The sequence below is a fragment of the Amycolatopsis halotolerans genome, assembly GCF_042647905.1.
Lineage (GTDB): Bacteria > Actinomycetota > Actinomycetes > Mycobacteriales > Pseudonocardiaceae > Amycolatopsis > Amycolatopsis halotolerans.
Genome location: NZ_JBHRWI010000028.1, coordinates 113,080 through 136,055, shown reverse-complemented (window position 1 = coordinate 136,055; position 22,976 = coordinate 113,080). Strand labels below are relative to the sequence as shown.

General features: G+C 69.2%; 19 protein-coding genes. 3 read left to right on the top strand and 16 right to left on the bottom strand.

The genetic code is table 11. The features are described from left to right. Positions 1 to 41 precede the first annotated feature (41 nt). On the bottom strand, positions 42 to 1,241 hold the full coding sequence (locus ACFORO_RS24485; protein WP_377896633.1) for a CU044_5270 family protein: 1,200 nt from the start codon (positions 1,239 to 1,241) through the stop codon (positions 42 to 44). Beyond that, positions 1,234 to 1,845: an RNA polymerase sigma factor gene (locus ACFORO_RS24480; protein WP_377875408.1), complete on the bottom strand. Its 612-nt coding sequence runs from the start codon at positions 1,843 to 1,845 to the stop codon at positions 1,234 to 1,236. Before ACFORO_RS24480 ends, ACFORO_RS24485 begins: the two co-directional genes overlap by 8 nt. Before the next feature lie 267 nt (positions 1,846 to 2,112). Here ACFORO_RS24480 and ACFORO_RS24475 point away from each other — a divergent pair, with 267 nt between their 5' ends. Beyond that, positions 2,113 to 2,748, top strand: a complete 636-nt coding sequence (locus tag ACFORO_RS24475; protein WP_370936905.1) for a hypothetical protein — start codon at positions 2,113 to 2,115, stop codon at positions 2,746 to 2,748. Positions 2,749 to 3,095: 347 nt separating this feature from the next. Here the strand turns inward: ACFORO_RS24475 and ACFORO_RS24470 are convergent, their stop codons facing one another. The 3 genes from ACFORO_RS24470 to cmtR form a co-directional block, all read right to left on the bottom strand. After that, positions 3,096 to 3,836 (bottom strand): SDR family oxidoreductase, encoded by a 741-nt coding sequence (locus tag ACFORO_RS24470; protein ID WP_377875405.1) that lies wholly within the window; start codon positions 3,834 to 3,836, stop codon positions 3,096 to 3,098. A 281-nt stretch (positions 3,837 to 4,117) separates the two neighbouring features. Continuing rightward, positions 4,118 to 4,822 (bottom strand): cation transporter, encoded by a 705-nt coding sequence (locus tag ACFORO_RS24465; protein WP_377875403.1) that lies wholly within the window; start codon positions 4,820 to 4,822, stop codon positions 4,118 to 4,120. After that, positions 4,819 to 5,151 (bottom strand): Cd(II)/Pb(II)-sensing metalloregulatory transcriptional regulator CmtR, encoded by a 333-nt coding sequence (gene cmtR / locus ACFORO_RS24460; RefSeq protein WP_377875401.1) that lies wholly within the window; start codon positions 5,149 to 5,151, stop codon positions 4,819 to 4,821. The genes ACFORO_RS24465 and cmtR overlap by 4 nt, the downstream gene beginning before the upstream one ends. Before the next feature lie 44 nt (positions 5,152 to 5,195). Between cmtR and ACFORO_RS24455 the strand changes: the two genes are divergently transcribed. After that, entirely contained in the window at positions 5,196 to 6,002 is an 807-nt protein-coding gene (locus ACFORO_RS24455) for a helix-turn-helix transcriptional regulator (protein WP_377875399.1), read from the top strand. Between the two features lie 46 nt (positions 6,003 to 6,048). Here the strand turns inward: ACFORO_RS24455 and gcl are convergent, their stop codons facing one another. The 7 genes from gcl to ACFORO_RS24420 form a co-directional block, all read right to left on the bottom strand. Beyond that, positions 6,049 to 7,743 carry a glyoxylate carboligase gene (gene gcl, locus ACFORO_RS24450; RefSeq protein WP_377875397.1) on the bottom strand — a complete coding sequence of 565 codons (1,695 nt, stop codon included), beginning with the start codon at positions 7,741 to 7,743 and terminating at the stop codon, positions 6,049 to 6,051. 2 nt (positions 7,744 to 7,745) lie between these two features. Beyond that, on the bottom strand, positions 7,746 to 8,636 hold the full coding sequence (locus tag ACFORO_RS24445; RefSeq protein WP_377875395.1) for a 2-hydroxy-3-oxopropionate reductase: 891 nt from the start codon (positions 8,634 to 8,636) through the stop codon (positions 7,746 to 7,748). Next, positions 8,636 to 9,460, bottom strand: a complete 825-nt coding sequence (locus ACFORO_RS24440; RefSeq protein ID WP_377875393.1) for a hydroxypyruvate isomerase family protein — start codon at positions 9,458 to 9,460, stop codon at positions 8,636 to 8,638. Before ACFORO_RS24440 ends, ACFORO_RS24445 begins: the two co-directional genes overlap by 1 nt. 289 nt (positions 9,461 to 9,749) lie before the next feature. After that, positions 9,750 to 10,736, bottom strand: coding sequence for a 2-dehydropantoate 2-reductase (locus ACFORO_RS24435; protein ID WP_377875390.1), 987 nt, complete (start codon positions 10,734 to 10,736; stop codon positions 9,750 to 9,752). 423 nt (positions 10,737 to 11,159) lie between these two features. Next, a complete protein-coding gene (locus tag ACFORO_RS24430; RefSeq protein ID WP_377875388.1) occupies positions 11,160 to 12,107 on the bottom strand; it encodes a sucrase ferredoxin in 948 nt (315 codons plus the stop codon). A 160-nt stretch (positions 12,108 to 12,267) separates the two neighbouring features. Continuing rightward, the gene (locus tag ACFORO_RS24425) at positions 12,268 to 13,455 is read right to left on the bottom strand and encodes a cupin domain-containing protein (protein ID WP_377875385.1); all 1,188 of its coding nucleotides are present in this window, start codon (positions 13,453 to 13,455) and stop codon (positions 12,268 to 12,270) included. Between the two features lie 270 nt (positions 13,456 to 13,725). Further along, entirely contained in the window at positions 13,726 to 14,730 is a 1,005-nt protein-coding gene (locus ACFORO_RS24420; RefSeq protein WP_377875382.1) for a pyridoxamine 5'-phosphate oxidase family protein, read from the bottom strand. A gap of 471 nt (positions 14,731 to 15,201) precedes the next feature. Between ACFORO_RS24420 and ACFORO_RS24415 the strand changes: the two genes are divergently transcribed. Then, on the top strand, positions 15,202 to 15,936 hold the full coding sequence (locus tag ACFORO_RS24415; RefSeq protein ID WP_354734774.1) for a GntR family transcriptional regulator: 735 nt from the start codon (positions 15,202 to 15,204) through the stop codon (positions 15,934 to 15,936). 67 nt (positions 15,937 to 16,003) lie between these two features. On the opposite strand, the gene ACFORO_RS24410 is transcribed toward ACFORO_RS24415, so the two are convergent. The 4 genes from ACFORO_RS24410 to ACFORO_RS24395 all read right to left on the bottom strand — a co-directional run bounded on the left by ACFORO_RS24410 (position 16,004) and on the right by ACFORO_RS24395 (position 22,842). Further along, positions 16,004 to 17,398 carry an OFA family MFS transporter gene (locus ACFORO_RS24410; protein WP_354734775.1) on the bottom strand — a complete coding sequence of 465 codons (1,395 nt, stop codon included), beginning with the start codon at positions 17,396 to 17,398 and terminating at the stop codon, positions 16,004 to 16,006. A gap of 161 nt (positions 17,399 to 17,559) precedes the next feature. Further along, positions 17,560 to 19,698, bottom strand: a complete 2,139-nt coding sequence (locus tag ACFORO_RS24405) for an acetate--CoA ligase family protein (RefSeq protein WP_377875378.1) — start codon at positions 19,696 to 19,698, stop codon at positions 17,560 to 17,562. A 2-nt stretch (positions 19,699 to 19,700) separates the two neighbouring features. Beyond that, positions 19,701 to 20,930: a formyl-CoA transferase gene (gene frc / locus ACFORO_RS24400; protein WP_377875376.1), complete on the bottom strand. Its 1,230-nt coding sequence runs from the start codon at positions 20,928 to 20,930 to the stop codon at positions 19,701 to 19,703. A gap of 16 nt (positions 20,931 to 20,946) precedes the next feature. Continuing rightward, positions 20,947 to 22,842 (bottom strand): thiamine pyrophosphate-binding protein, encoded by a 1,896-nt coding sequence (locus tag ACFORO_RS24395; protein ID WP_377875374.1) that lies wholly within the window; start codon positions 22,840 to 22,842, stop codon positions 20,947 to 20,949. Positions 22,843 to 22,976: the final 134 nt, after the last annotated feature.

The window sequence follows — 22,976 nt, the reverse complement described above, 5'->3', positions numbered from 1 at the left end:
ATGTGGAGTGGTTCGCCGGGAACGGGAGGTGCTGCGGCGGGTCAGCGTCCGCGCGGGACGGCTCCCAGTTCGTCGACGACCGCGGTCTGGACCGAACTGGAGAAGGTCACGGTGCCGGGTTTGATGCCCGCTGTCGCGATGTCGTTGTCGTCCGGCTTGAGCTGGGTCCGGCGTTCCCCGATGAATTCGCCGGTAGCGGGGTCGACGATGATTTCCATGCGGAAGGTGCCGTCGACGGGGTCCACGCCCAGCGCGACGCCCGTGCGGCCGTCGAGGTTGGCCACCTGCTCGGTCACTTTGAGGCCGGGGATTTTCGCCACCGCGCGGTAGAGCGACTCCTTGAGGTCGGCGGGCACGGTACCGGTCTTGAGCAGCTGTGCGGCGAGATCCAGCACCCCGCCGAGCTTGGGTTTGTTCACCACCGAAAGGTCGGCCGCCATCAGGTCGTACAGCTTCCGCGGGTCGCGCGGCAACTCGTTCAGCCGCTGTTCGGTGGGGGCACCCCACTCGTCGTCGTACCGGCCGGCGATGGCCATGGCCTTGCCAGGGAACTTTCCGCTCTCGGCGCGCCATTCGCCGCTCGGCCAGTACTCGCTGAGGTCGGCTTCATAACCTCCGTTGATCTTCTCGGTGCCCGCCTTGAGCGTGTGCTCGTCGCCGACGAGCCATTTCCGGCTCCCGGTCGGCGCGGTCTTGAGCAGCCATTGCCCGTCGAAGTCGCTGGGCTGCCAGGTCTGGGTCAGCTGCTCGCCGGCAAAGGCGACCGGGATCCTGCTGTCGTTCCACAGGAGCCAGGTGCGCGTCTCGACGTAACGGAACTTGCCCGCGGGGATGGGAGACTCGCCGATGACGTGGATCTTGTCGGCGGCAGTGTTCAGCGCCTGCTTCACCGACAAGAACTTCACCCCCGGCGCGGCCAGCGGTGCCTGGGGCGAGGGGCCGCCACGGTCGGCTCCGGCAATCGCCACAGTGGCGCCGACAGCGATCACCGCTGCCGCGGCGGCCGCACCGATCCGCCAGCGCCGTCCGGTGCGGGACGCCAGCTTGCCCTTGACCTCGATCGGCGGGGTCGTTTCCGGCGCCGGAGTGCTCTTTCCTTCGATCGACCGCACTGCGTTCACCAGCGCGTTGTTGGCCGCGGCCAGCGGCCGATCGCCGGTGAGCGCCTCGGCGCGCAGCGAGTTCAGTGCCTCGTCCAGCTCGTCGTTCGTCCACAAGCGACGGACGTTGTTCTCAGTCATCGATGCGCTCTCCTTCCAGACTGTGCGGGGTCTTGGGCGCGGCTCGGGCTCGGAGCAGCCGTCTGACCCGGTGCAGCCGGGAACGGACAGTGCCTGCGGGAATGTCGAGCACGGCGGCGATTTCGGTGGCGTCCAGCTCTCCCCAGCTGGTCAGCAGCAACACGTCCCGATCCCCCGGCGCGAGCTCGGCCAGCGCGGCGGCCAGGTCCCGGACCCGGGCCTGGGCGTCGACCTGGTCGGCCACCCGATCGGCATGCCCGTGGGCGACCGGTGGGCCGTGCTGGTGGGCGGTCAGCCGCAGGTACCGGATTTCAGCCCTGGCATGCTGGCGCAGCAGGTTGGTGGCGATGCCGAACAACCAGGCGCGGGCGGTGGCCCGTGCCGGGTCATAGCTGGCCCGGCGCTGCAACGCGATCAGGAACGTGTCGCTGACCAGGTCGTCGGCCACCACCGGCCCGGCGCGGCTGGCCAGATACCGGCGCACGTCCCGGGCATGCCGGTCGAACAGGCGCTGGAAGACCGGCTGAAGGTCGTGCCCGCACAAGTCCGGTCGATCGTCGCCGTCCACCGCGCCCGCCGCGGCGTACCGCTCAGCCCTAGTCACATCGGATATTCGCCGGAGCCGCCGGAAGTGTTCATCCCCGGCCGCGCCGCGGAGCAAGGGACCCGGACCGGCCAGTTCACCAGGACGGGTCGTGCCTGGCAGAAGCCGCGGCCTCAGCAAGCCTGACCGCCGCCGCGCGCCATCCCGGCGTCGACCAGCCGCACTCTCCGCGAGTGGTCTGGTCCTTTACGCAAAGGTCCATACCATTGTCCGAAAGCCGACTATCGGCCCTGACCGGCCGGAAATCCCGCTGGTAGCTTCCGATTCATGCCCGCACCTCGCCGGACCAAGGCCGGAATCCCAGTCCTCGCCGCGATTTCCGTACTGCTGCTGGCTCCGCTTTCCGCGCCAGCCGCACAGGCCGCTCCCGCCGGACATCCCGGCGTCAGCGTGCAAGACGAATGCAGCACCCCGTCGATCAACCGGCTGCAGAAATGGCTGGCCAGCGGCGAGGGCACGACCGTCCCGCCCACCGGAAGCCTTCTCGTCCCCGAAGGCGACGGCTACGCGGCGAAAATCGTCTTCCAGAACAACGAATGGCACGTCGCCGTGGTGTGGCTGGGCAACCAGTTCGACGCACAGGCCGACCTCAGCCATTCCACCGGATTCTGGCTGACCTACAGCGCCGACGACGACTTCTACGTCCAGTTGCGCCCCGCGTCCCACTGGAGCGGCGGCGACAAATGGCTCACCCGCATCCCCTCGACCGGCGGCCAGCTGGTCCGCAAGTTCTTCCCCTTCGACCCCGACGCGTGGACCTGGCTTCCCGAACTGGGCCAGCCGCAGTACTCGTTCGCCTCCGCGCTGACCGAAGCCCGCGGCCTGGTCTTCGTCGGCAAGACCCCCAACAGCCTCGACTTCCGCGAACTCCTCATCGACGGCTACCAGCCGCCCTGCCTCTGACCCCGCCCGCCACCTCGGCTCGAACCAGGCCGCCCCATCGAGGTTCCGGCACCCGGCAGGCCGGGAGCAGCACCTAGCTTCCTCCCGGCCTGCCAGGTCCGCCGGGCCTGCCGAGTCCGCCGGGCCCCGCCGCGTTTCTGACCGCCACAGCCGCCGTTGAACGTCATGGCCGCGGCCACCGGCCGCTTTGCCGCGGTTGATCGGCAGCACCGGGCACTCTTGCACGCGGAGCGTGCCGGGCACCGGGCACCGGGCACCGGGCACCGGGCACCGGGCACCGGGCACCGGGCACCGGGCACCGGGCACCGGGCACCGGGCACCGGGCACCGAAGACTGCGCCAAGCCCGCTAGTTCTGCACCGCGGGCCGGATCGTGATGTCCCCGATCTCCACGTCGTCCGGCTGCTCGATCGCGAACCCGATCGCCCGCGCCACCGCGGCCGGGTCCAGCGCGAACTCCTCGACCCGCCGCCGAATCCGCTCCCGCTCCCCCGGGTCGTCGATCGAGTCCGCCAGCTCCGTCCGGACGAACCCCGGGGACACCGACGTCGTCCGGAGAACTCCGTCCGTGGACTCCTGCCGAAGCGCCTCCAGAATCGTCCGCACCGCGTTCTTCGTCCCCGCGTAAACCGCCTGCGAGGGGACGATCTTCAACCCGGCCGTCGACACCGTCGTCACCAGATGTCCCCGGCCCTGCCGCCGGAAAACCGGCAGTGCGGCCGCGATCCCGTGCAGCACCCCGCGCACGTTCACGTCGATCATCGCCGACCAGCCCTCGACGTCGACGTCCGCCACCGGTCCCAGCTTGGCGATCCCGGCATTGCTCACCAGCACGTCAAGCTGGCCGAACTCCTCGACCGCCCGCCGCACGAGCCGGTCCAGGTCCGCGCGCCGGGTCACGTCGGTGACACATGCGATCGCGCGACCGCCTCCGGCACGGATTTCCTTCACCAGCGCGTCGAGCCGATCCTCGCGACGCGCGCCCAGGACCACCGCCGCGCCCCGGGCGGCGAGCAGCCGACCGGTCGCCTCGCCGATTCCGCTGCTCGCCCCGGTGATGGCGACGACTTTCCCAGCCAGCACTGACATTCCCACCCCTGACACATAAATGGACACGTGTCCGGAAGGCTACCGGACACGTGTCCGTATAGGCCAGGGGCATGGGCGGCGTCAACATCGGCTGGAGCGCAGTCAAGGAAGCGTGAGCACCGCCGAAATCCAGCCCGGCGCCAGGTCATGCTCAACCAGTCCGAACGACCACCCGAGAAAGGCCCGCAGGTGAGCGACCTAGCTGCCGCACTGACGCTGATCGGCGTATTCATCGCCTTCGCCATGACCTTGCGCGCCGTCCAGCGTCGCTTGACTCGCGATCAGCAGCAGTGCTCGCCCCGCCAGGCCTCGAGCCCTTCGCGGACCGCGACCGCCGCGATCGCCAATGCCGCGACGGGATCCGCCCAGTACCAGCCGAACAGCGCATTCACCAGCAACCCGACCAGCAGCACGCCGGAAAGGTAAGTGCAGAGGAGCGTTTGCTTCGAATCGGCGACCGCGCTCGCGGAGCCGAGCTCCCGCCCAGCCCGGCGTTGCGCTCCCGAAAGCACCGGCATCACCACCAAGGACACCGCCGCGAGCACGATCCCCGCGGTCGAATGCGAGGCCTCGCCGCCGCCGAAGAGCGACCGCACCGAATCGGCCGTGACGTAAGCCGCCAGCAGGAAGAACGACACCGCGATCACCCGCAGCGCGACCCGTTCCCGGCGTTCCGGATCCGCGCTGGCGAACTGCCACGCCACCGCGACTGCGGACAGCACCTCGGCCACCGAGTCGAGCCCGAACGCGACCAGCGCCGACGAGGCCGCGATCGTCCCGGCCGACACCGCGACGATCGCCTCGACCACGTTGTACGTGATCGTCCCGGCCACCAGCCACCGCACTCGCCGATGCAGGACCGCGCGCCTCTCGGCATCCGCCACGGGACGCGCCTGGCTCGAAGCCCCGCAAGCGCTCGAGTCAGCCAGCGACAAGGTCTCGCCGCCCGGCGCGTCCGCGCGGCAGTCCGGACAGTTCTCGCTCATCGAACGACCCGCGATTCCTCGTCGCACGCGTCTGTCGGCGCGACAGCCAAAACCACCTGCGTCAGTTCCGCCAACGCGTGCGCGAGATGCGGATCGGCGATCGCGTACCGGACCTGCCGACCCTCGTACGTCGCGATCACCAGGCCGCACCCGCGAAGGCACGCCAGATGATTCGAAACGTTGGACCGGCTCAACTCCAGCTGCGAAGCCAGCTGCGCCGGGTACACGACCCCGTCCAGCAGCGCCACGAGAATCCGGCAGCGCGTCGGATCCGCCAATGCCCGGCCGAGCCGGGCGAGCGCCAGTTCGCGAGTCTCAGAGGTCAGCACAGCCGAAACAGTACAGTACTCGCTGAATCAAATACACTGGCGAAGTGGACAACCTCCTCGGCGACTTCCTCCGCGCCCGACGCGAGCGGATCTCCCCTGCCGACGTCGGACTGCCCGACAGCGGACGGCGTCGCGTACGAGGGCTGCGTCGCGAGGAACTCGCGCTCTTGGCGGGAATCAGCAGCGACTACTACATCCGGCTGGAACAGGGACGCGACCAGAACCCGTCAGCCCAGGTGCTCGACGCGCTGGCGCGAGCACTCGGCCTGGACGAACCCTCCCGCCAGCACCTGCATCAGCTCGCCGCCCCCACACAACCAGGACAAGCCGAGCCGCGCGCGCCCGCGAGCATCGTCGAATTGATCTCGACCTGGCCGACGAATCCGGCGTACGTCCAGGACCGCCTCACCAACGTCCTCGCCGCGAACCCGGTCGCCGCAGCGGTTTCCCCGAACTACGCGGTCGGCCGGAACCTGCTCCGCGCGGTCTTCCTCGACCCGGCCGAGCGAGACCTCCGCCGCGACTGGGAGCAGATGGCCGCCGACGGCGTCGCGGGCTTGCGCGCCGCTCTCGGCCCGAATATCGCCGACCCGGCCGCCGCCGAACTCATCGCCGGCCTCACCGCCAGCAGCGAAGAGTTCCGCGATCTCTGGGCCCAGCACGACGTCAAACCGCGGACCGGCCACCTAGTCCGCTTACGCCACCCAGCAGTCGGAGACCTCGACCTGCACAGCGACAAACTCGACATCCCCGGCCCGGCGATCCTGCAACTAGTGGTCTTCCACGCGACCCCGGGCACCCGCGACGCCGAGGCGCTCGCCGCCCTGGCAGACCTGATTCCCGCGCGATGACGCCGGAAACCGGGCCGGAGCACGCACTGCCCCGGCCCGGTTCCCGTCAGTCGGCCGCTTCGAACTCGCGCACCGCGTCCAGTGCGGCGCCCATCGCGGCGTTGCCCTCGCGTTCGATCATGATCTCGACCAGCACCGGCCGCCGGGTGCGTTCGGCTTCCTTGCGCGCCCATTCGAGCGACGACCGGATCTCCCCCGGGTCCTCGACGCGCGTGCCGGAGCAGCCGTAGGCCTCCATGATCTTCACGTTGTCCGTGCCGTGGCTGTCGTAGTGGATGTCGACCTGGTAGTTCATCTCGTACGGCAGCTCGGACTGGCGGATCAGGCCCAGGTACTCGTTGTTGAGCATGACGAGCACGAACCCGACGTCGTACTGCGCGGCGACCGCCAGCTCCTCCACCAGGAACTGGAACGAGTAGTCGCCGACCACGCCGACGACCTCCGCGTCCGGCCGGGCCTTTTTGACGCCGATCGCGGCCGGGATCTCCCAGCCGAGCGGGCCGGCCTGGCCGCACACCTGGTAGTGCCGAGGCAGGTGCGCGCGCTGGAACTGGCCGGACCAGATCTGGTACAGCCCGATCGCGGTGACGAAGTAGGTCTCCGGTCCGTAGAACTCGTTGAGCTCCTTGAACACCCGCGGCGCCTTGATCGGCGTGCAGTCGAAGTCCTCTTTGCGCGGCAACTCGGCCTTGAGGTCCCCGAGCCGCTTGACCCACGCGCGGTCCCGCGCCGGAGCGGTGCGCGCGTCGAGCGCAGCCAGCAGCGCTTCCAGGAACTCCCGCGTGTGCGACACGACGCCGAGGTCCGGTCCGAACACCTTGCCCAGCTGCGTGGGCTCGATGTCGACGTGGATGAACTTCCGGTCGCCGCGGTACACCGACAGCTCGCCGGTGTGCCGGTCGCCGAACCGCGCGCCCAGCGCCAGGACCAGGTCGGATTCCAGGAACGCGGCATTCGCCCAGCGCTGCGACGTCTGGATGCCCGCCATGCCGGCGAACAGCTCGTGGTCCTCGGGGAAACTGCCCTTGCCCATCAGCGTGACGCCGACCGGGACGCCGAGCCGTTCCGCGAGCCGCCGCAGCGGGTCGCTCGCCTCGCCGAGCACGACGCCGCCACCCGCCAGGATCAGCGGGCGTTCGGCGGCGAGCAGCATGTCCAGCGCCCGCTCGACGCGCGCCGGCGACGGTTTGACCGTGCTGACCGGCAGCGCCGAATCGATCGACGAATCCCACTCGATCATCTGCTTCTGCACGTCGATCGGCAGGTCGATGAGCACCGGGCCGGGACGTCCGGACCTGGCGATCCGGAACGCCTCGCGGAAGATCCACGGCAGCTGCGCGGCTTCCTTCACCTGGACCGCCCACTTCGTGACCGGCCGCGCGATCTCGACGATGTCGACCGCCTGGAACGCTTCCTGGTGCAGCTTCGTCGTCGCGGCCTGCCCGGTGATGCACAGGATCGGGACGGAGTCCGCGTGCGCGGTGTAGAGGCCGGTGATCATGTTGGTGCCCGCCGGACCGGACGTGCCGATCGCGACGCCGACGTTGCCGGTCGTGCGCGCCCAGCCGTCGGCCATGTGCGTCGCGCCTTCTTCGTGGCGGACCACGAGATGGTCGATGCCGCGGCCCTGCATCGCGTCGTACAGCGGCAGGATCGCCGCGCCGGGGCAGCCGAAGGCGACGTCGATCCCTTCGTCGACCAGCACGTCGACGACTGCCTGCATAGCGGGGACTCGGGCCATGGTCAAACCTCCTCGGACGAGCGGCCGGACAGTTCTTCGACGACCTTCAGCAGCGCGGAGTGGTCCAGCGAGCCGTAGCCCATCGCCCGCCCGGCCGCGACCAGCTGCGCAACCAGGCCGGTCAGCGGGAGCGCCACGTCGGACTGCCGCGCCGCGGCGAGCGCGATGCCCATGTCCTTGTGGTGCAGGTCGATCCGGAAGCCCGGCTCGAACTGCCGCGCGACCATCGACTTCCGTTTCAGCTCCAGGATCCGGCTGCCGGCGAGACCGCCGGCCAGCACGTCGAGCCCGGTGCCAGCGTCCACTCCGGACGCTTCCAGCAGCACGATCGCCTCCGCGACCAGCCCGTAGATCCCGCCCACCACCAGCTGGTTGGCCGCCTTCACGACCTGCCCGGCGCCATGCGGGCCGACGTGCACCACGGTCTTGCCGAGCGCGTCGAACACCGGCTTCGCGGCGACGAAATCGGCCTCGTCACCACCGACCATAATGGACAGTGCGGCCTGTTCGGCTCCGGCCTGGCCGCCGGACACCGGCGCGTCGAGCACGCGGATCCCCTTGGCCGCACCGGCTTTCGCGACCTCGATCGACGTCTCCGGCCGGATGGTGCTCATGTCGGCCAGCAGCGTGCCCGGCGCGATCGTGTCGAGCACGCCGCCGGGGGCGAGCACGACCTGCTCGACCTGCGGGTGGTTCGGCAGCATGGTGACCACGACCTCGGCCCCGGACACCGCGTCGGCGACGTCGTTGGCCGCGCGGCCGCCCGCGGCTTCCAGTTTGGCCAGCGCGTCGGCGTTGAGGTCGAACCCGCTCACCTCGTGTCCGGCGGCGGCCAGGTGCGCGGCCATCGGCGTGCCCATCACGCCCAGTCCGATGAACCCGATCCTGCTCATCAGTTTCCCCTTCGCTCGTACGGCAGCCAGGCCAGCGAGTCCACAGTGGAACCGTCCGGTTTGTACTCGATGCCCACCGGTCCGGCGTAGCCCGCCGCCTGCAGCTTCTCCAGATGTCCTTCGAGATCCAGCTCCCCCGTGCCCGGCTGGTGCCGGCCCGGCGCGTCGGCGATCTGCACGTGCCCGGTGCGCGGGGTGTAGCGGGCGATCACGGTGTCGAGGTCGTCGCCGTTGACCGCCAGGTGGTAGAGGTCCGCGAGCAGCCGGACGTTGTCCAGGCCCAGCTCGTCGAGCACCGCGACCGCGTCGGCCGCGGTCTTCAGCGGGTACGCCGGGGTGCCGGACAGCGGTTCGAGCACCAGCTGCGCGCCGATGCCCTCGGCCGCTTTCGCCGCGGTCGCGAGGTGCGTGCGGGCCAGATCGTCCTGTTCGGACGGTGCGACCCCGTCGATCCGGTTGCCGTACAGCGCGTTGAAGCTGCGGCAGCCGAGCCGTTCGGCGAGGCCGAACGCGACCGTCAGGCTCGTCGCGAACTCCGCTTCGCGGCCGACCCACGACACGAGCCCGCGCTCGCCCGCGGCCATGTCGCCCGCGTAGAAGTTCAGCCCGGTCAGCTGGACGCCCGCCTCCTCGATCGACCGCGCGAACCGGTCGACGTCGGTCCCGGACGGGTCGGCGCTGTCAAACGGCCACCAGTACTCCACCTTGGTGAAGCCCGCTGCCCGAGCGGCCTGCGCGCGCTCGAGCAGCGGGAGTTCGGTGAACAGGATCGACAGGTTGGCGGTGTAGGGCAGCGAGTGCCGCTCCCCGGCGGGACCGGTCATGAGTACCTCGGCTCCTCACATCTCGATCAGCTAATTTCGCTTTGTGGAAGTTTTCTTCCGTAGTTCGAGAATAGCTGGACGCGGAGGCTTCGGTCAACGGTCGGCAGGCAGGTTTCCCCGGCGCGCGGGGGCGGCAAGATCCACAGCGGCGTCGTTCGGCTCGGACGCGGCAGGGAGGGGACGCCTTGCCCGGCACTGGTCGCGCGCGTGCCGCATCGGGGTATTCACGCTTGACTGTCCACAGTGGTCACTTTTTGCTCCACAGTAGACAGTTGCAGGGGTTTTCTTTTCAGTCGACCGGAATCGCCGTGCTGGTGCGATTGAGCAGCCCGATCGCCGCGTAGACGTGCCGCAAGGCGGGAGCCTCGACGCCGGTGAGGTCTGCGAGTTCCACGACCGCGCCGATGATCGCGGCGATCTCCAGCGGTTTTCCCGCTTCCAGGTCCTGCAGCATGGACGTCTTGTGGTGCCCGACGCGCCACGCGCCGTCGATCCGCTTCTCCACCGAGACCCGCGGATCCGCTCCCGCGGCACGGGCGATCGCGAGCGTTTCGGCCATCATCGCGGCGACGAGCGCGCGGGTTTCGTCGTGCTCGCACATCTGCGCCATGGTCGCCCGGGTGAGCGCGGACAGCGGATTGAACGCGACGTTGCCCATCAGCTTGACCCAGATGTCGTCGCGCAGCCTCGGTTCGACCGGGGCCTTGAGCCCGCCCGCCACCATCGCGTCGGCGAGATTCCGGCAGCGGACCGACATTTCGCCGGACGGTTCGCCGAGGGAAAACCGCGTGCCCTCAAGGTGCCGGACGACACCCGGCTCCTCGATGACGGTCGAGCAGTAGACGACACAGCCGATCGCCCGCTCGACAGCGAGCACCCGGCTGGTCGCCCCGCCGGGATCGACCGCCTCGACGCGACGGCCCGCCAGCGGATGACCGGTCAACCCGTGGAAGTACCACCACGGAATGCCGTTCTGCGCCGCGACGAGCGCGGTGTTCTCTTGGAGGAGGGGCTCCAGGAGGTCGCCGCAGTCCGGGTAGGAATGTGCTTTGAGGCCAAGGAAAACGTAGTCGACCGGCCCGATGTCGCGCGGGTCCGACGTGACGTGCGGACGCGCCGTGAAGTCGCCGCGGGGGCTCCGGACCCGCACGCCGTCCGCCGCCATCGCCGCGAGGTGCGCCCCGCGCGCGACGAGGTGGACTTCGGTGCCGCCGCAATGGAGGGCCGCGCCGACGTACGCCCCGATCGCTCCCGCGCCCAGAACCGCCACCCGCATGGTTGCCTCCCGGTCCGGATCCCGCCGACATTAGATTGCATACAGTATCCCGTCTAATGACTGCCGGGCCAGGCTTTGGTTATCGGAAGCGGCGATGACGCAGGGACGGCCGCGGGAACACAGGAACGGCCGCGGGGACGCGGGGATGTCGTGGTGATGCGGTGATGCGGTGATGCGGTGATGCGGGGATGCGGGGATGCGGGGATGCGCCAGGGTGGCGTAGGGACGCCGTGGTGACAAACAGCTGTCCGGTGCTGCAACGAAGGGACTCCCGCAGTCAGTCCGGCGGGATGGTGCGGTCAGGCCGTTCCGCCAGCCGGTTCCAGGTTCGCGGAACGGCCGTGCCCAAAGTCGTCGGGGGGGGCGGTCAATCTGCTTGCGGCCCAACGGAAATTGCTGAGCTGAACGTGCGAGCCAGCGAGGTCAGACCTCGCGCACCGACTCCGCCGCGAACCCGGACAACACCAGCCGCGCGGTGCACCGGCTGTGCCCGGCGGCTGTCGACGCCCGGCGGCGCACCACCACCTCGTACCGCCGTCCGCCCGCGTCGACCAGCACACTCCGGTCCTCGCCTCGGGCTTCCTCCGCCACGGCCAGCACCGCGTCGAGACCGCGCAGGCCAGTACGGCCGCGGATCTCGATCTCGGCGAACTGCGACCACGCACTCTCCGCGGAGGTGCGGCCGCGCAGGTTCTCGAACCGGACGTTGCCGCCAAGCGCTTCCTTCGCCACCAGTTCGGCTTCGGGCACCGCGAGACTGCCGTGGAGGTAGCCGTCGGGCACGGTCAGGAGGTTGCCTGCCCAGCGGTCCCCGCCGACGTGGCTGACCTCCCACACCCGCCCGGGATGGTTCTGCGCCAGGCTCGTCACCAGCGGACGGCCGAACACCGCGCAGCACATGTCCTTGCTGCCGTGGGTGCAGACGAGAAAGAGCGGACCGGACACCGGCTCGCCGTGCCCGCGCCGTCCGGCGGCGACCGCTTCGAGGTCGAGGTGGGCAAGTTCGTCCAGGTCGGCGACGTCGAGCCGTTCCGTCCAGCGGTTTCCGGGCTGCCCGCTGGCGACGTAGACCGCGCGCGGAGCGCCTGGCTCCCGCGCGTGCCGCCCCGGCTTGCGGATCAGCAGCGGCCGCAGGCCGGCGGCGCGCGCGGCTTCGAGGCGCTCGGCGGGAAACATGGTGGCCAGGACGTCTTCCAGCGCGTCCGGACCCCACGATCCCGGCTGCTCGACCAGCAGCCAGGACGTCATGCGCGCGGCGGTCCCGGCGGGCTCGCCGCCGAGCTCGCGGGTCAACGCGGCGCATCCGGGCGCGGCATTCCGGCCCGGGAAGCAGATTCCCGGACCCGAGTGCCGCACGTCGGGCTTAGGCATGCCTAAGTATAGCTGACCGTTCGCTGCGCCCTTCCGAGGCGACCGCCTGCGGCGCGCGACATCACACGATCGGGCAATGCTCGCCCACGAGCGACGCGGGAGTTGGTTCAGCCTTGAGCTGCGAGGCAACGGGCCAAGAGCGCCCGCGCTTGGCCCCAGCTCAAGCCCGAGCCACCAGCCCCTGAACGACCAACTCGCCCAGCAACGCCCGCACTGTCGCCGGAGGCACGCCCGGCGCAGCGTCGACGAGCACCTTGAACGGCTGCGGCCCACACCCGAGCAACGCCGCGAGCACCGGCCGCGCGGCTTCGGCGAAAACCAGCCGCTTCCCCGCCCCGACCAGGGCCACCGTGCCATCTCCGTCCGCCAGCGCGGCGCGCGGAACGAGCAGCCGGACCTCGAAGTCGTCGTCTGGCGGCAGCAGTTCCGCCGTCGCCGCCCACGGCAGGCCGACGCGGGTTTGCGCCGGGGCCTGGGCGTCGCGGTCGGCGAGGAACCGGTCGACGACATCGCCCGCGGTCAGCTCCGCCAGCCGGAGACGCAGTGCTTCAGCCCGCTCGGCCCGGGCGTCCGGACCGGCGAACCGGGGCAGGTCCGCGCGGAACAGCTCGTCGGACCGCAGTTGATCGGCCAGCCACGCCACCAGGTCCACGCCGGTGGCGGCGTTGAACCCGATGGTCAGATGCAGCGACTCCTCGCCGACGGCGGACACGTCGTGCCACTGTCCGCGCGGCAGGTAGAGGACGTCGCCGTCCTCCAGAAGGAAGTCGTCGTGCGGCTCGCCCTCCGGACGTTCCGGCAGCTCGACGTCCCGCTGCAGCGGCGAAGGCCGGGTGACCCCGTGCAGCCGCCACCGCTTCCGCCCGGAGAGCTGGATGATGAAGGCGTCGTGGTCGTCCCAGTGCACGTCGAAGCCGTGCGTGGTGCCCCAGCCCGCGTACAGGTTGACCTGGATCCGCTCGCGCAAGTCGTGTTCGAGCCGACCCGCCAGCTCGCCGACCTCGTCGACCAGTTCGTTGACCGAGTCGAGCACGAGCGTCGCGCCCGCGCGCAGGTGTTCGGCGAACGGGGCCGACAGGACGCGCGGGACCTGGCCGTTGCGCCGGGTCGAGACCATTTCGGTGTAGGTGTGGGCGGGGACGACGTCGCCGTCGAGCGCGAGCCGCAGCCGGGGGAACTCCAGCCGGTGCTGGCGCAGCACCCGGTCCAGCTCCGGCCACGGGAGCAGCGACGCGAACCGCCCCTTCTCCCCCGGGAACCGCCGCGGCGCCCTGCCCAGGACCTCTGCGAAGAACTGGCCGGCCTCGAGCGGTGCCACGAGGCCGGCCAGTCCGGGAATCTCCGTCATGGAGCGGGACAACGGCTAGTCGTTGCCGTCGTTGTCGGCCACGGCTCCGTTGGCCTTGCCGCGGTCCACCGCGGCGGTCAGCGGTTCCACGCTCAGCAGCAGGCCGCTGGCGGCCGCGTCGGTGTCGGTTGTCATGCGTTCTTGAGCCATCCGGACCTCGCAACGTCGACGACTGGGCCCGCCTCACGCTACGGGAGATCGACGGGGCGGACATCGGTCATTTGAGTGCTCTTCCCCGGCCCGGCGACCACCCTCGGCAGCCTTGGCCCGTCACAGATTCTGCCGGTAATCCTGCTCGAGACCGGCTCGCAGCTGCTGCTCGTCCACCCCCGCGCGCACCAGCTTCGCGGCCTCGCCCGCGGTCTCGTTCAGTCTGAGATGGTCGGTCCAGATCGTTGACGAGCGCGGCAGATCGGCCGGATCGACATGCCGGGCGGCGTCCCACAACCCGGCCTCGCGCACCGCGGCGCACTGTCCGAGCCGGACGGTCTCCACTTCCACCTTCAGCACCGCTTTCGGGGTGCGATTGCGCTCGGTCATGGACTCCCGCAGCCCGGGTTCCGTGCTGATGACCGCTTTCCCGGTGATCTCCAGCGTGCGGGTGTCCCCAGGGACTAGCGCCACTACCGCCACGTCGGGGCGTTCGACGATGTTGTGGAACGTATCGGTGCGCCGGTTGCCCGGCCGATCGGCGAGGACGACCGTCGTCGGTCCGATCATGCGGGCCGCTCCGGGAGGATCGCCCTTCGGACTGGCGTCCGCGCGCCCAGCGCTGTCCCGTGACGTGATCACCGCGAACGGTGCGGCAGCAAGGAAAGCAGCCGCTGCGGGTCCAAGGAGCTCGCCTTCCTCGACTCCGTCCGCCGAAGCGCGGCCGGGACCCCACAGGTTCGAGCGGATCACCGCTTTGCCGCAGTGGAGGAACGCTTCCTCGACGAGGAGACCGTCTTCGTCGAGGGTTCCGTTGATGCGCAAGGTCTCGCGCCATCCGGGGACGAGCACGAGCAGCGCGGCGCCTGTTCCTGGTGCGGCGTCCGCCGGAACCGGGAATTTGAGCCGCGTCTCGGTCTCCGCCTTCGCGAACCCGGACGCTCCGCCGACCATCCCGGCCCGCTGACGACCCTCTGCGTCTACATAGCCGAGCGCGGCGGCGGGGCTGTGCGCGAGCAGCACGCGGCAATGCGGGTCGAGGTGGTCGATCGACTTCATCATGACCGGCAGCGGCCGTTCGCCCACGACGCGTTCCAGGTCCGGCACTGCTCGGATGATCCCCATGGAGTTAGGTTAACCTAAGAAGCTGACGGGGGCTGCGGGCGTCTTGCGCACCGGCGGCTTCCGCTCGGCCGGGCAGCGCGGGATCGATCCGCCTGACACGAGCGGCACCGGCCGGCTCCATCAGTCCCGCCCCGAGACTCGCGGAGCGGCGAGCAGCGCAGGTTTCACCGACCGCCGAACACGAACGTCCACCACCGCGGGGATTCGCTCCGCCGCCAAGCACGAACGGCACTGGCCAGCACCAGGCTCGCCGTCCGTCACGCGCCGCAGCACTTCCCCACCAGGCCCGCCCCGCACCAGGACCCGCCTCGCTGGCCCCCGCCCAGCGGCCAGCCCACCGTCCCGTCGAGCCACGTCCGGCGGAACATCGCACACCCGATCCGGAATCCCGGGATTTTGCATACCAAAACCTGTATCCTGAAAACTGAGTTCCTCGAATCCCGCCGCAGATCCCACCACCCGAGGTGCACCGTGACCGAGTCCGTTTCCCCCCTGCCCGAACGCGGGCCCACCGGCCGCCGGACGGCCAAGGGGTCGCTCGCCGGCAAGAGCGGCAACCGGGTGGAGCGGCCCGCGCCGTTGCGGCAGGTCGTGTACGACGCGCTCGCCGAGCTGATCATCAACCGCACGCTCGAACCCGGCCAGCACCTGGTCGAGGCTGATCTGGCCGAATACCTGGGCGTCAGCCGCCAGCCGGTCCGCGAGGCGCTGCAACGGCTGCAGAGCGAAGGCTGGGTCGACCTCCGGCCGGCGCAGGGCGCGTTCGTGCACCTGCCCACCGACGAGGAGGCCGACCAACTGCTCGGCGTCCGGGCGGTCCTGGAGACCCATTCCGCCCGGCTGGCCGCGGCCTGCGCGACCGACGAGGACATCAAGCGCCTGTGGGAACTGCAGGACGTCGGCATGAAAGCCCTCGCCGCCGACGACAGCGAACGGCTCGTCGCGGCGAACGCCGACCTGCATTCGTACATCACCGAACTGACCGGCAACGCGGTCCTGTCCGAGCTGATCGGCCTGGTCGACCGCCGCGTGCGCTGGTACTACACGCCGATCGCGCGACCTCGCGGGCGCGACGCGTGGCAGGAGCACGCCGCGCTCATCGAGGCGATCGCGGCGCACAACGTCGACAAGGCGGAGAAAATCATGGCGCAGCACACCGAACGCACGCGCCGGGCGTTCCACGAACGGCCGGGCGCGTCGGAGTGAAGCACGGCGGTCCGGGAGCGACGGGGCGGATGCCAGCCGTCCCGTCGCTCCCGGACCCGCGGGGTGCTCAGCTGCCGGCCGCCGGAGCGGTGCGGGCGATCTGCTTGCCCGCCTTTTCCGTCGCGCCGCGCCCGGAACGCCCGGGCTGGTGCAGGAACAGCGTCATCACCGCGGACAGCAACGCGATGCACCCGGCCAGCACATACGCACCGGTGTAACCCCACGCGGCGATCACCCCGGCCGCCAATCCGCCGCCTCCGACCCCGCCGACCAGTTTCGCGCTGTAGACGATGCCGTAGTTGGTCGCGTTGTGGTTCTCGCCGAAGTAATCCGGCACCAGCGCGGCGAACAGCGGATAGAACGCGCCGCTGCCGAACCCGGTCAGCACCGCGAACACCATGAACCAGAACAAACTGTGCGTCTTGCCCGACCACAGCACGCCGAATTGCGCGAACGCCGCGATCACCAGCACCCAGAACAACGTCGCCTTGCGGCCGATCCGGTCCGATGCCCAGCCGACGATTCCCCGGCCGACCCCGTTCACAATGGCCAGGACTCCCGCTGACGAAGCCGCCACAAAGGCGCCGAACTGGCTTTCCTTGGCGAAATCGACCTGGAAATTGATCCCGAACAGCGAAACCCCGCCGATCACCACGAGGGTGACCCACATCAGCGGCAGCATGCCGGTGCGGATCGCCTCCATCGGCGAGAACTGGCGCACCGCGGGCGGGTTCTTGGCCAGGCTCTTCGCCTTGCCCGCCGCGCTGCCCTTCAGCCAGGCGATCGGGTCGACCTCGGCCGGCCACCAGTTCTTCGGCGGGTCCTTGAACAGGAAACCGCACAGCCCGACCACCACGAGCATGTACAGGCCGATCGCGTCGAGCGTGATCGTCACGTTCTCATGTCCGAGAAAAGCGCTGAACAGGTAAATGAACGGCACCGAACCGTACGCGAACCCGCCGTTCACGAACCCGGTGCGGGCGCCGCGTTTCTCCGGATACCATTTCCCGACCATGTTGATGCACGTCGCGTACACCAGTCCGGCGCCGATTCCGCCCAGCACCGAATACCCGATGAACGCCACCACCAGATTTCCGCTGTGCGCGATGGAGAAGTAGCCGATTCCGGAACACACCGCCCCGGCCAGCATCGCCGTCTTCGCCGACACGATGTTCTTCTCCCGCAGCCGCCCGGCCGGGAACGCGACCCCGGCCTGGAACACGGCCCAGATGCTGGCCAGCCAGAACGCGTCCGACAACGACCAGCCGTATTTCTCTTCGAGCGTTCCCTCGACGGCTCCCCAGCCGTATTCGAACACGCTCACCGCCATCATGGCCACCCACGGCAGCCAGACCATCCAGCCGCGGGACCGTCCCATCAGGTCCCGGGGGCTCTCCCCGATCCGGTAAGTCCGCCCGTTTTCGTCGACGATCTCCTGGTATGTCGGTTGGGCTGCGGTCATGAGAATTCTCTTTCGTCACCGTTGACTTCGGTTCCCGTGCCGGGCTGTCTCCGTTCTTCCCCCGAGCCGGGACGCGACCCGCGTCCCGGCGTCCCTTCCTCGCCGCACTCCGCTGACCAGCGGTTAGGTGTCGGGCAACGTACGCCTCCCTCCGGACTTGATCAAGGCAGCAGACCCGCCGATCGCGCCCAGCGGTATTTCGCGCCGAGCACCGCGACCGGCTTTTCGGTCGTGTACGGATAAGCGACGACGCCGTGTGCGTACAGGTGCTCGCTGGCCTGCTCGACCTCGACATCCCCGGACAGCGAAGCCACCACCGGCTTGTGGATCCCCTTTCGCCGGAACTCCTCGACGACGTCCACGACCAGCTCCGCGAACACCATCGGCGGCGTGACGATCGTGTGCCAGTAGCCGAGAACCAACGAGTGAATACGATCGTCGGACAGGCCGAGCGCGATGGTGTTCCGATAGGTCGAGGGCGGTTCGCCGCCGGTGATGTCCACCGGGTTGCCGGCCGCGCCGAACGGCGGGATGTATTCGCGGAACGCGGCGTCGAGGTCGTCCGGGATACTCATCAGCGTGAGCCCGTTGTCCACACAGGCGTCCGACAGCAGCACCCCGGAACCGCCCGCGCCGGTGATGATCACGACGTTTTCGCCCTTCGGCGTGGGCAGTTTCGGCACGCCTCGCGCGTATTCGAGCAGGTCGTTGAGGCCGGGCGCGCGAATGACGCCGCTCTGGCGCAGGATGTCGTCGTAGACCCGGTCATTTCCCGCCAGCGCACCGGTATGCGACCCGGCTGCTCTCGCCCCTTCCGACGTGCGTCCGGCTTTCAGCACTACCACCGGTTTCTTCGCCGACACCCGTTTCGCGGTCTCGGCGAACGCGCGACCGTCCTTGAGATCTTCCAGATGCATGGCGACGAGTTCGGTGTTGTCGTCGTGCTCGAAAAACGTCAGAAGGTCGTCCTCGTCGATATCCGCCTTGTTTCCGACGCCGACGATCGCCGACACGCCCATCCCGGCTGACCGGCTGAAGCCCAGGATCGCCATCCCGATCCCGCCGCTCTGCGAGGACAGCGCGACGCCGCCTTTGACGTCATACGGAGTGCAGAACGTCGCGGACAGGTTCTCCGGCGTGTAGTAGTAGCCGTAGATGTTCGGTCCGAGAATCCGCACGCCGTGGTCGCGCGCGATGGCCAGGACTTCGTTCTGCAGTGCGATGTTTCCCGTCTCGCCGAAGCCCGACGGGATCAGGATCGCCCCGGCCACGCCCTTCGCGCCGGCCTCTTCGAGCGCCGCCGGCACGAACTTGGCCGGAATCGCGAAGACCGCGACGTCCACGTCGCCGGGCACGTCCGCGATGCTCGAATACGCCTTGCGGTCGAGGATCTCCGCGGCCTTCGGATTGATCGGATAGATCTCGCCCGCGTAGCCGCCGTTGACGAGGTTTTTCATCACCGAATTGCCGATCTTGCCGTCCTCGGCGGACGCGCCGATCACCGCGACCGCGGCCGGTTTCATGATCCGGTTCATCGCGGTCAGGATTTCGTCCTGGCTGAATCGCACCGGTTCCGCGGCCGCCGCCGGATCGACGAGAATCCGCACGTCGACCGCGGTCGCCCCGTCGCCGGTGGCGAGCACCGGGTTCAGGTCGACCTCGGCCAACTGCGGAAAGTCGGTGACCAGTCGCGACAGCCGGTGCACGACATCAGCCAGCGCCGTCTTGTCCACCGCCTCGCCGCCGCGCACTCCATTGAGGACCTCAGCGGCGGCGATCCCGTCCACCATGGACAGAGCTTCGCCGGTGCTTGCGGGCGCCAGCCGGAAAGTGACGTCCTTCAGCACTTCGACCAGAACTCCGCCGAGTCCGAACGCGACGATCTTGCCGAAGCTCGGATCGGTGACCGCGCCGATGATCACCTCCTGTCCGCTGGTCAGCATCTGCTGCACCTGGACGCCGGTGACGCGCGCCGATGCGTCGTAAGCCTTGGCGTTAGACAGAATCGTGGCGTAACCGTCCTCGACCTCTTGTGCGTTGCGAAGGCCGACGAGCACGCCGCCAGCCTCGGTTTTGTGCAGGATGTCCGGCGACACGATCTTCAGCACGACCGGCAGGCCGATTTCCGTCGCCTGCGCCACCGCTTCCTCCGCGGACGTGGCGAGACTTTCCGGTGGCGTCGGAATGCCGTATGCCTCGCAGACCGCACGGCCTTCCGGCGCGGTCAGCGTGGAACGGCCTTCCTCGGCTGCCCGGGCCAGGATTTCCTCGACCGCCGCGCGGCCAGTTTCCGTGGTCATCCTCAGATCACGCCCGCCGTGCGCAACTGCTCGACATCCGCCGCGCTGTAGCCGATTTCGCCGAGCACTTCGTCGTTGTGTTCGCCCAGCAACGGAGAACGCTCGACGTCCACCGGCGAATCCGACAGCTTCAACGGGCAGCCGACGGTCTTGAACGCGCCGCGCTCCGGATGCGGCACCTCGACCACCGATCCCAGCTCGGCCAGCGTCTCGTCCTCGATCAGCTCCTTAGTGGACAGAATCGGTCCACAAGGGATGTTGCGGGCGTTCAGCAGCTCCATCACTTCCCATTTGGTGCGCTGCTCGGTCCATTCCTCGACCATCGCGAACACCTTGTCCAGTTTGGACAGCCGAGCCTCCGGGGTCGCCCAGTCCGGGTCCTCGGCGAGCTCCGGCCGTCCGATGAGCTCGGTCAGCGGAGCCCAGCCGACCGGCTGGACGATGACGTAGATGTAGTCGTTGGGCCCGCCCGGCGCGCAGCGCACCGCCCAGCCCGGCTGGCCGCCGCCGGACGCGTTGCCCGAACGCGGCACCTCGTCGCCGAAGCGCTCGTTGGGGTACTCCCCCAGCGCCCCGTGCGCGAGCCGCTGCTGGTCGCGCAGCTTGACCCGGCACAGGTTGAGCACCGCGTCCTGCATCGCCACCTGCACGCGCTGTCCGCGCCCAGTGCCCGTACGCTGGTACAACGCCGCGAGAATCGCCGCGACGAGATGGATGCCCGTCCCCGAATCGCCGATCTGCGCACCGGTCGCGGTCGGCGGCCCCTGCTCGAAACCGGTCGTGCTCATCGAGCCGCCCATCGCCTGCGCGATCACCTCGTAGGCCTTGAAATTCGCGTACCTGCCGGGCCCGAACCCCTTGATGGACGCGTAGATCAGCCGCTCGTTGATCTCGTGCAGCTTCTCCCAGGAGAACCCGAAACGGTCCACCACACCGGGCCCGAAGTTCTCCACCAGCACGTCCGCTGACGAAACCAGTTTGGTGAAGACTTCTTTTCCCTGCTCACTTTTCATGTTGAGCGTGATGCTGCGCTTGTTCGCGTTCAGCATCGTGAAGTACAGGCTGTCCACTCCGGGCAGATCGCGCAGCTGGCCCCGGGTGATGTCGCCGCGGCCGGGGGTTTCGAGCTTCACGACGTCCGCGCCGAGCCAGGCGAGGATCTGCGTCGACGACGGTCCTGATTGGACGTGGGTCATGTCGAGGACGCGGACGCCCTCCAGTGCCTTTCCCATCTTCGGCTCCTCCCGACTACTTGTACATCGTCTGGTTCATGGTTCCGGGGGCGTAGGCGTCCGGGTCGACCCAGACGTTGATCAGCGACGGCTTGCCGGATTCCCGCGCGCGGCGCAGCGCCGGGGCGATGTCCGCCGGGTCGCGGACCTCCTCGCCGTAGCCGCCGAGCATCCGGGCGAACTGGTCGTAGGGCACGTCGCCGAGGGTGTTTCCGACGCGTTCGCGGGCCGGCCCGTATTTCTGCGCCTGGCCGTAGCGGATCTGGTTCATCGACGAGTTGTTCCCGACGATCCCGACGAACGGGAGATCGAACCGCACCAGCGTCTCGAAATCCCAGCCGGTCAAGGAAAACGCCCCGTCCCCGAAGAGCGCGACGACTTCCTGATCCGGACGCGCGTGCTTCGCCGCCATCACGAACGGAATGCCGACCCCGAGCGTCCCCAGCGGACCGGGATCCATCCAGTGTCCCGGCGCCTTCGGCTGCACGACCTGACCGGAGAAGGTGACGATGTCGCCGCCGTCGCCGATGTAGATCGAATCCTCGGTCAGGAATTCGTTGATCTCGTGCACGAGCCGGTACGGGTGGATCGGATTCGCGTCGGAATGCTGCTGCGGCAACCGCTTCTGCTTGGCTTTCTCCTCGACCGCACGCAGTTCCTCCACCCACGGCTTGCGCCCGACCGCCCCGTTGTCCACACGGCCCGACGCGGCGTCCGCGACCGCGGCGAGGATCTGTCCGGCGTCTCCGACAATGCCGAGATCGATGTCGCGATTCTTGCCGACCGTCCGGTAGTCGAGGTCGATCTGCACCACTTTCGCGTCCGGGGAAAGCCTTTTGCCGTAGCCCATCCGGAAGTCGAACGGCGTGCCGACAATGACGATCACGTCGGCGTTGTCGAACGCGTAACGGCGGGAAAGCTGGAAGTGGTGCGGATCGCCCGGCGCCAACGTTCCTCGGCCAGCGCCGTTCATGTACGCCGGGATGTTCAGCGTGCGCACGAGTTCCGTCGCAGGCTCGGCAGCGCGCGTCGTCCAGACCTGGCTGCCGAGCAGAATCGCCGGTTTCTTGGCGTGCACCACCAAATCCGCGAGCTTTTCGACATCCGCCGGATCGCCCGCGTTCCGGGTGGAAGCGCGATACCGGCCGGGCTCCGGGATCCGCGCGTTCCCCACCGGCACGCGGGCGTCGAGAACGTCACGCGGAATCTCCAAAAAGGACGGTCCGGGCGCGCCGGCGAAGGCTTCCCGGAACGCCATCGACACCAGGTCGGCGGCCCGCGAGGGATGCGGGACGGTCGCGGCGAACTTGGTGATCGGGCTCATCATGTCCACGTGCGGGAGGTCCTGCAGCGAGCCCATTTTGTGCTGGCTCAACGCACCTTGCCCGCCGATCAGCAGCATCGGGCTCTCCGCGCGCAGCGCGTTCGCGACCCCCGTGACCGCGTCGGTCGTCCCCGGCCCCGCCGTGACCACCGCACAGCCCGGACGGCCGGTGATCCGCGCGTACCCGTCGGCCGCGTGCGCCGCGACCTGCTCGTGCCGGACGTCGATGACGCTGATGCCCTCGTCGACGCAGCCGTCGTAGATGTCGATGATATGGCCGCCGCAGAGGGTGAAGATGGTGTCGACGCCTTCGGCTTTCAGGGCTTTCGCGACCAGGTGGCCGCCGGAGATCGTTTCTGCTGCCCCGCGGTCGCCGTTGGCGGCGGTGGCCCTGGGCTGGCCCGTGGTCCCGCTGGCTTTCGCTCCGGCAGTCTCGCTGGTCTGCGCGCTGGCGTTGACCCCGGTTTGCTTCGCCGCCTTCTCGCTGGCGTTCTCACCGTTGCTCCCGCTGAAGTCCTGGCCGGTCCGCCCGCTGGGGTTCTCGCCGGTCTGCTGGCCTGCTTGCCGGCCGGTCGTGGTTGGCGACATGCGCAACTCCTCCTGTCCCGCGCCGGACCTCTCTGATCCGCGCGCTCGTCCCGGTCTGCTCGTGCCCTCTCCGCGGCCCGCCGGATCTGTCGCCGCAGGTCAGCGGCTCGTCGCCGGAAGACTGTAGATTGCAT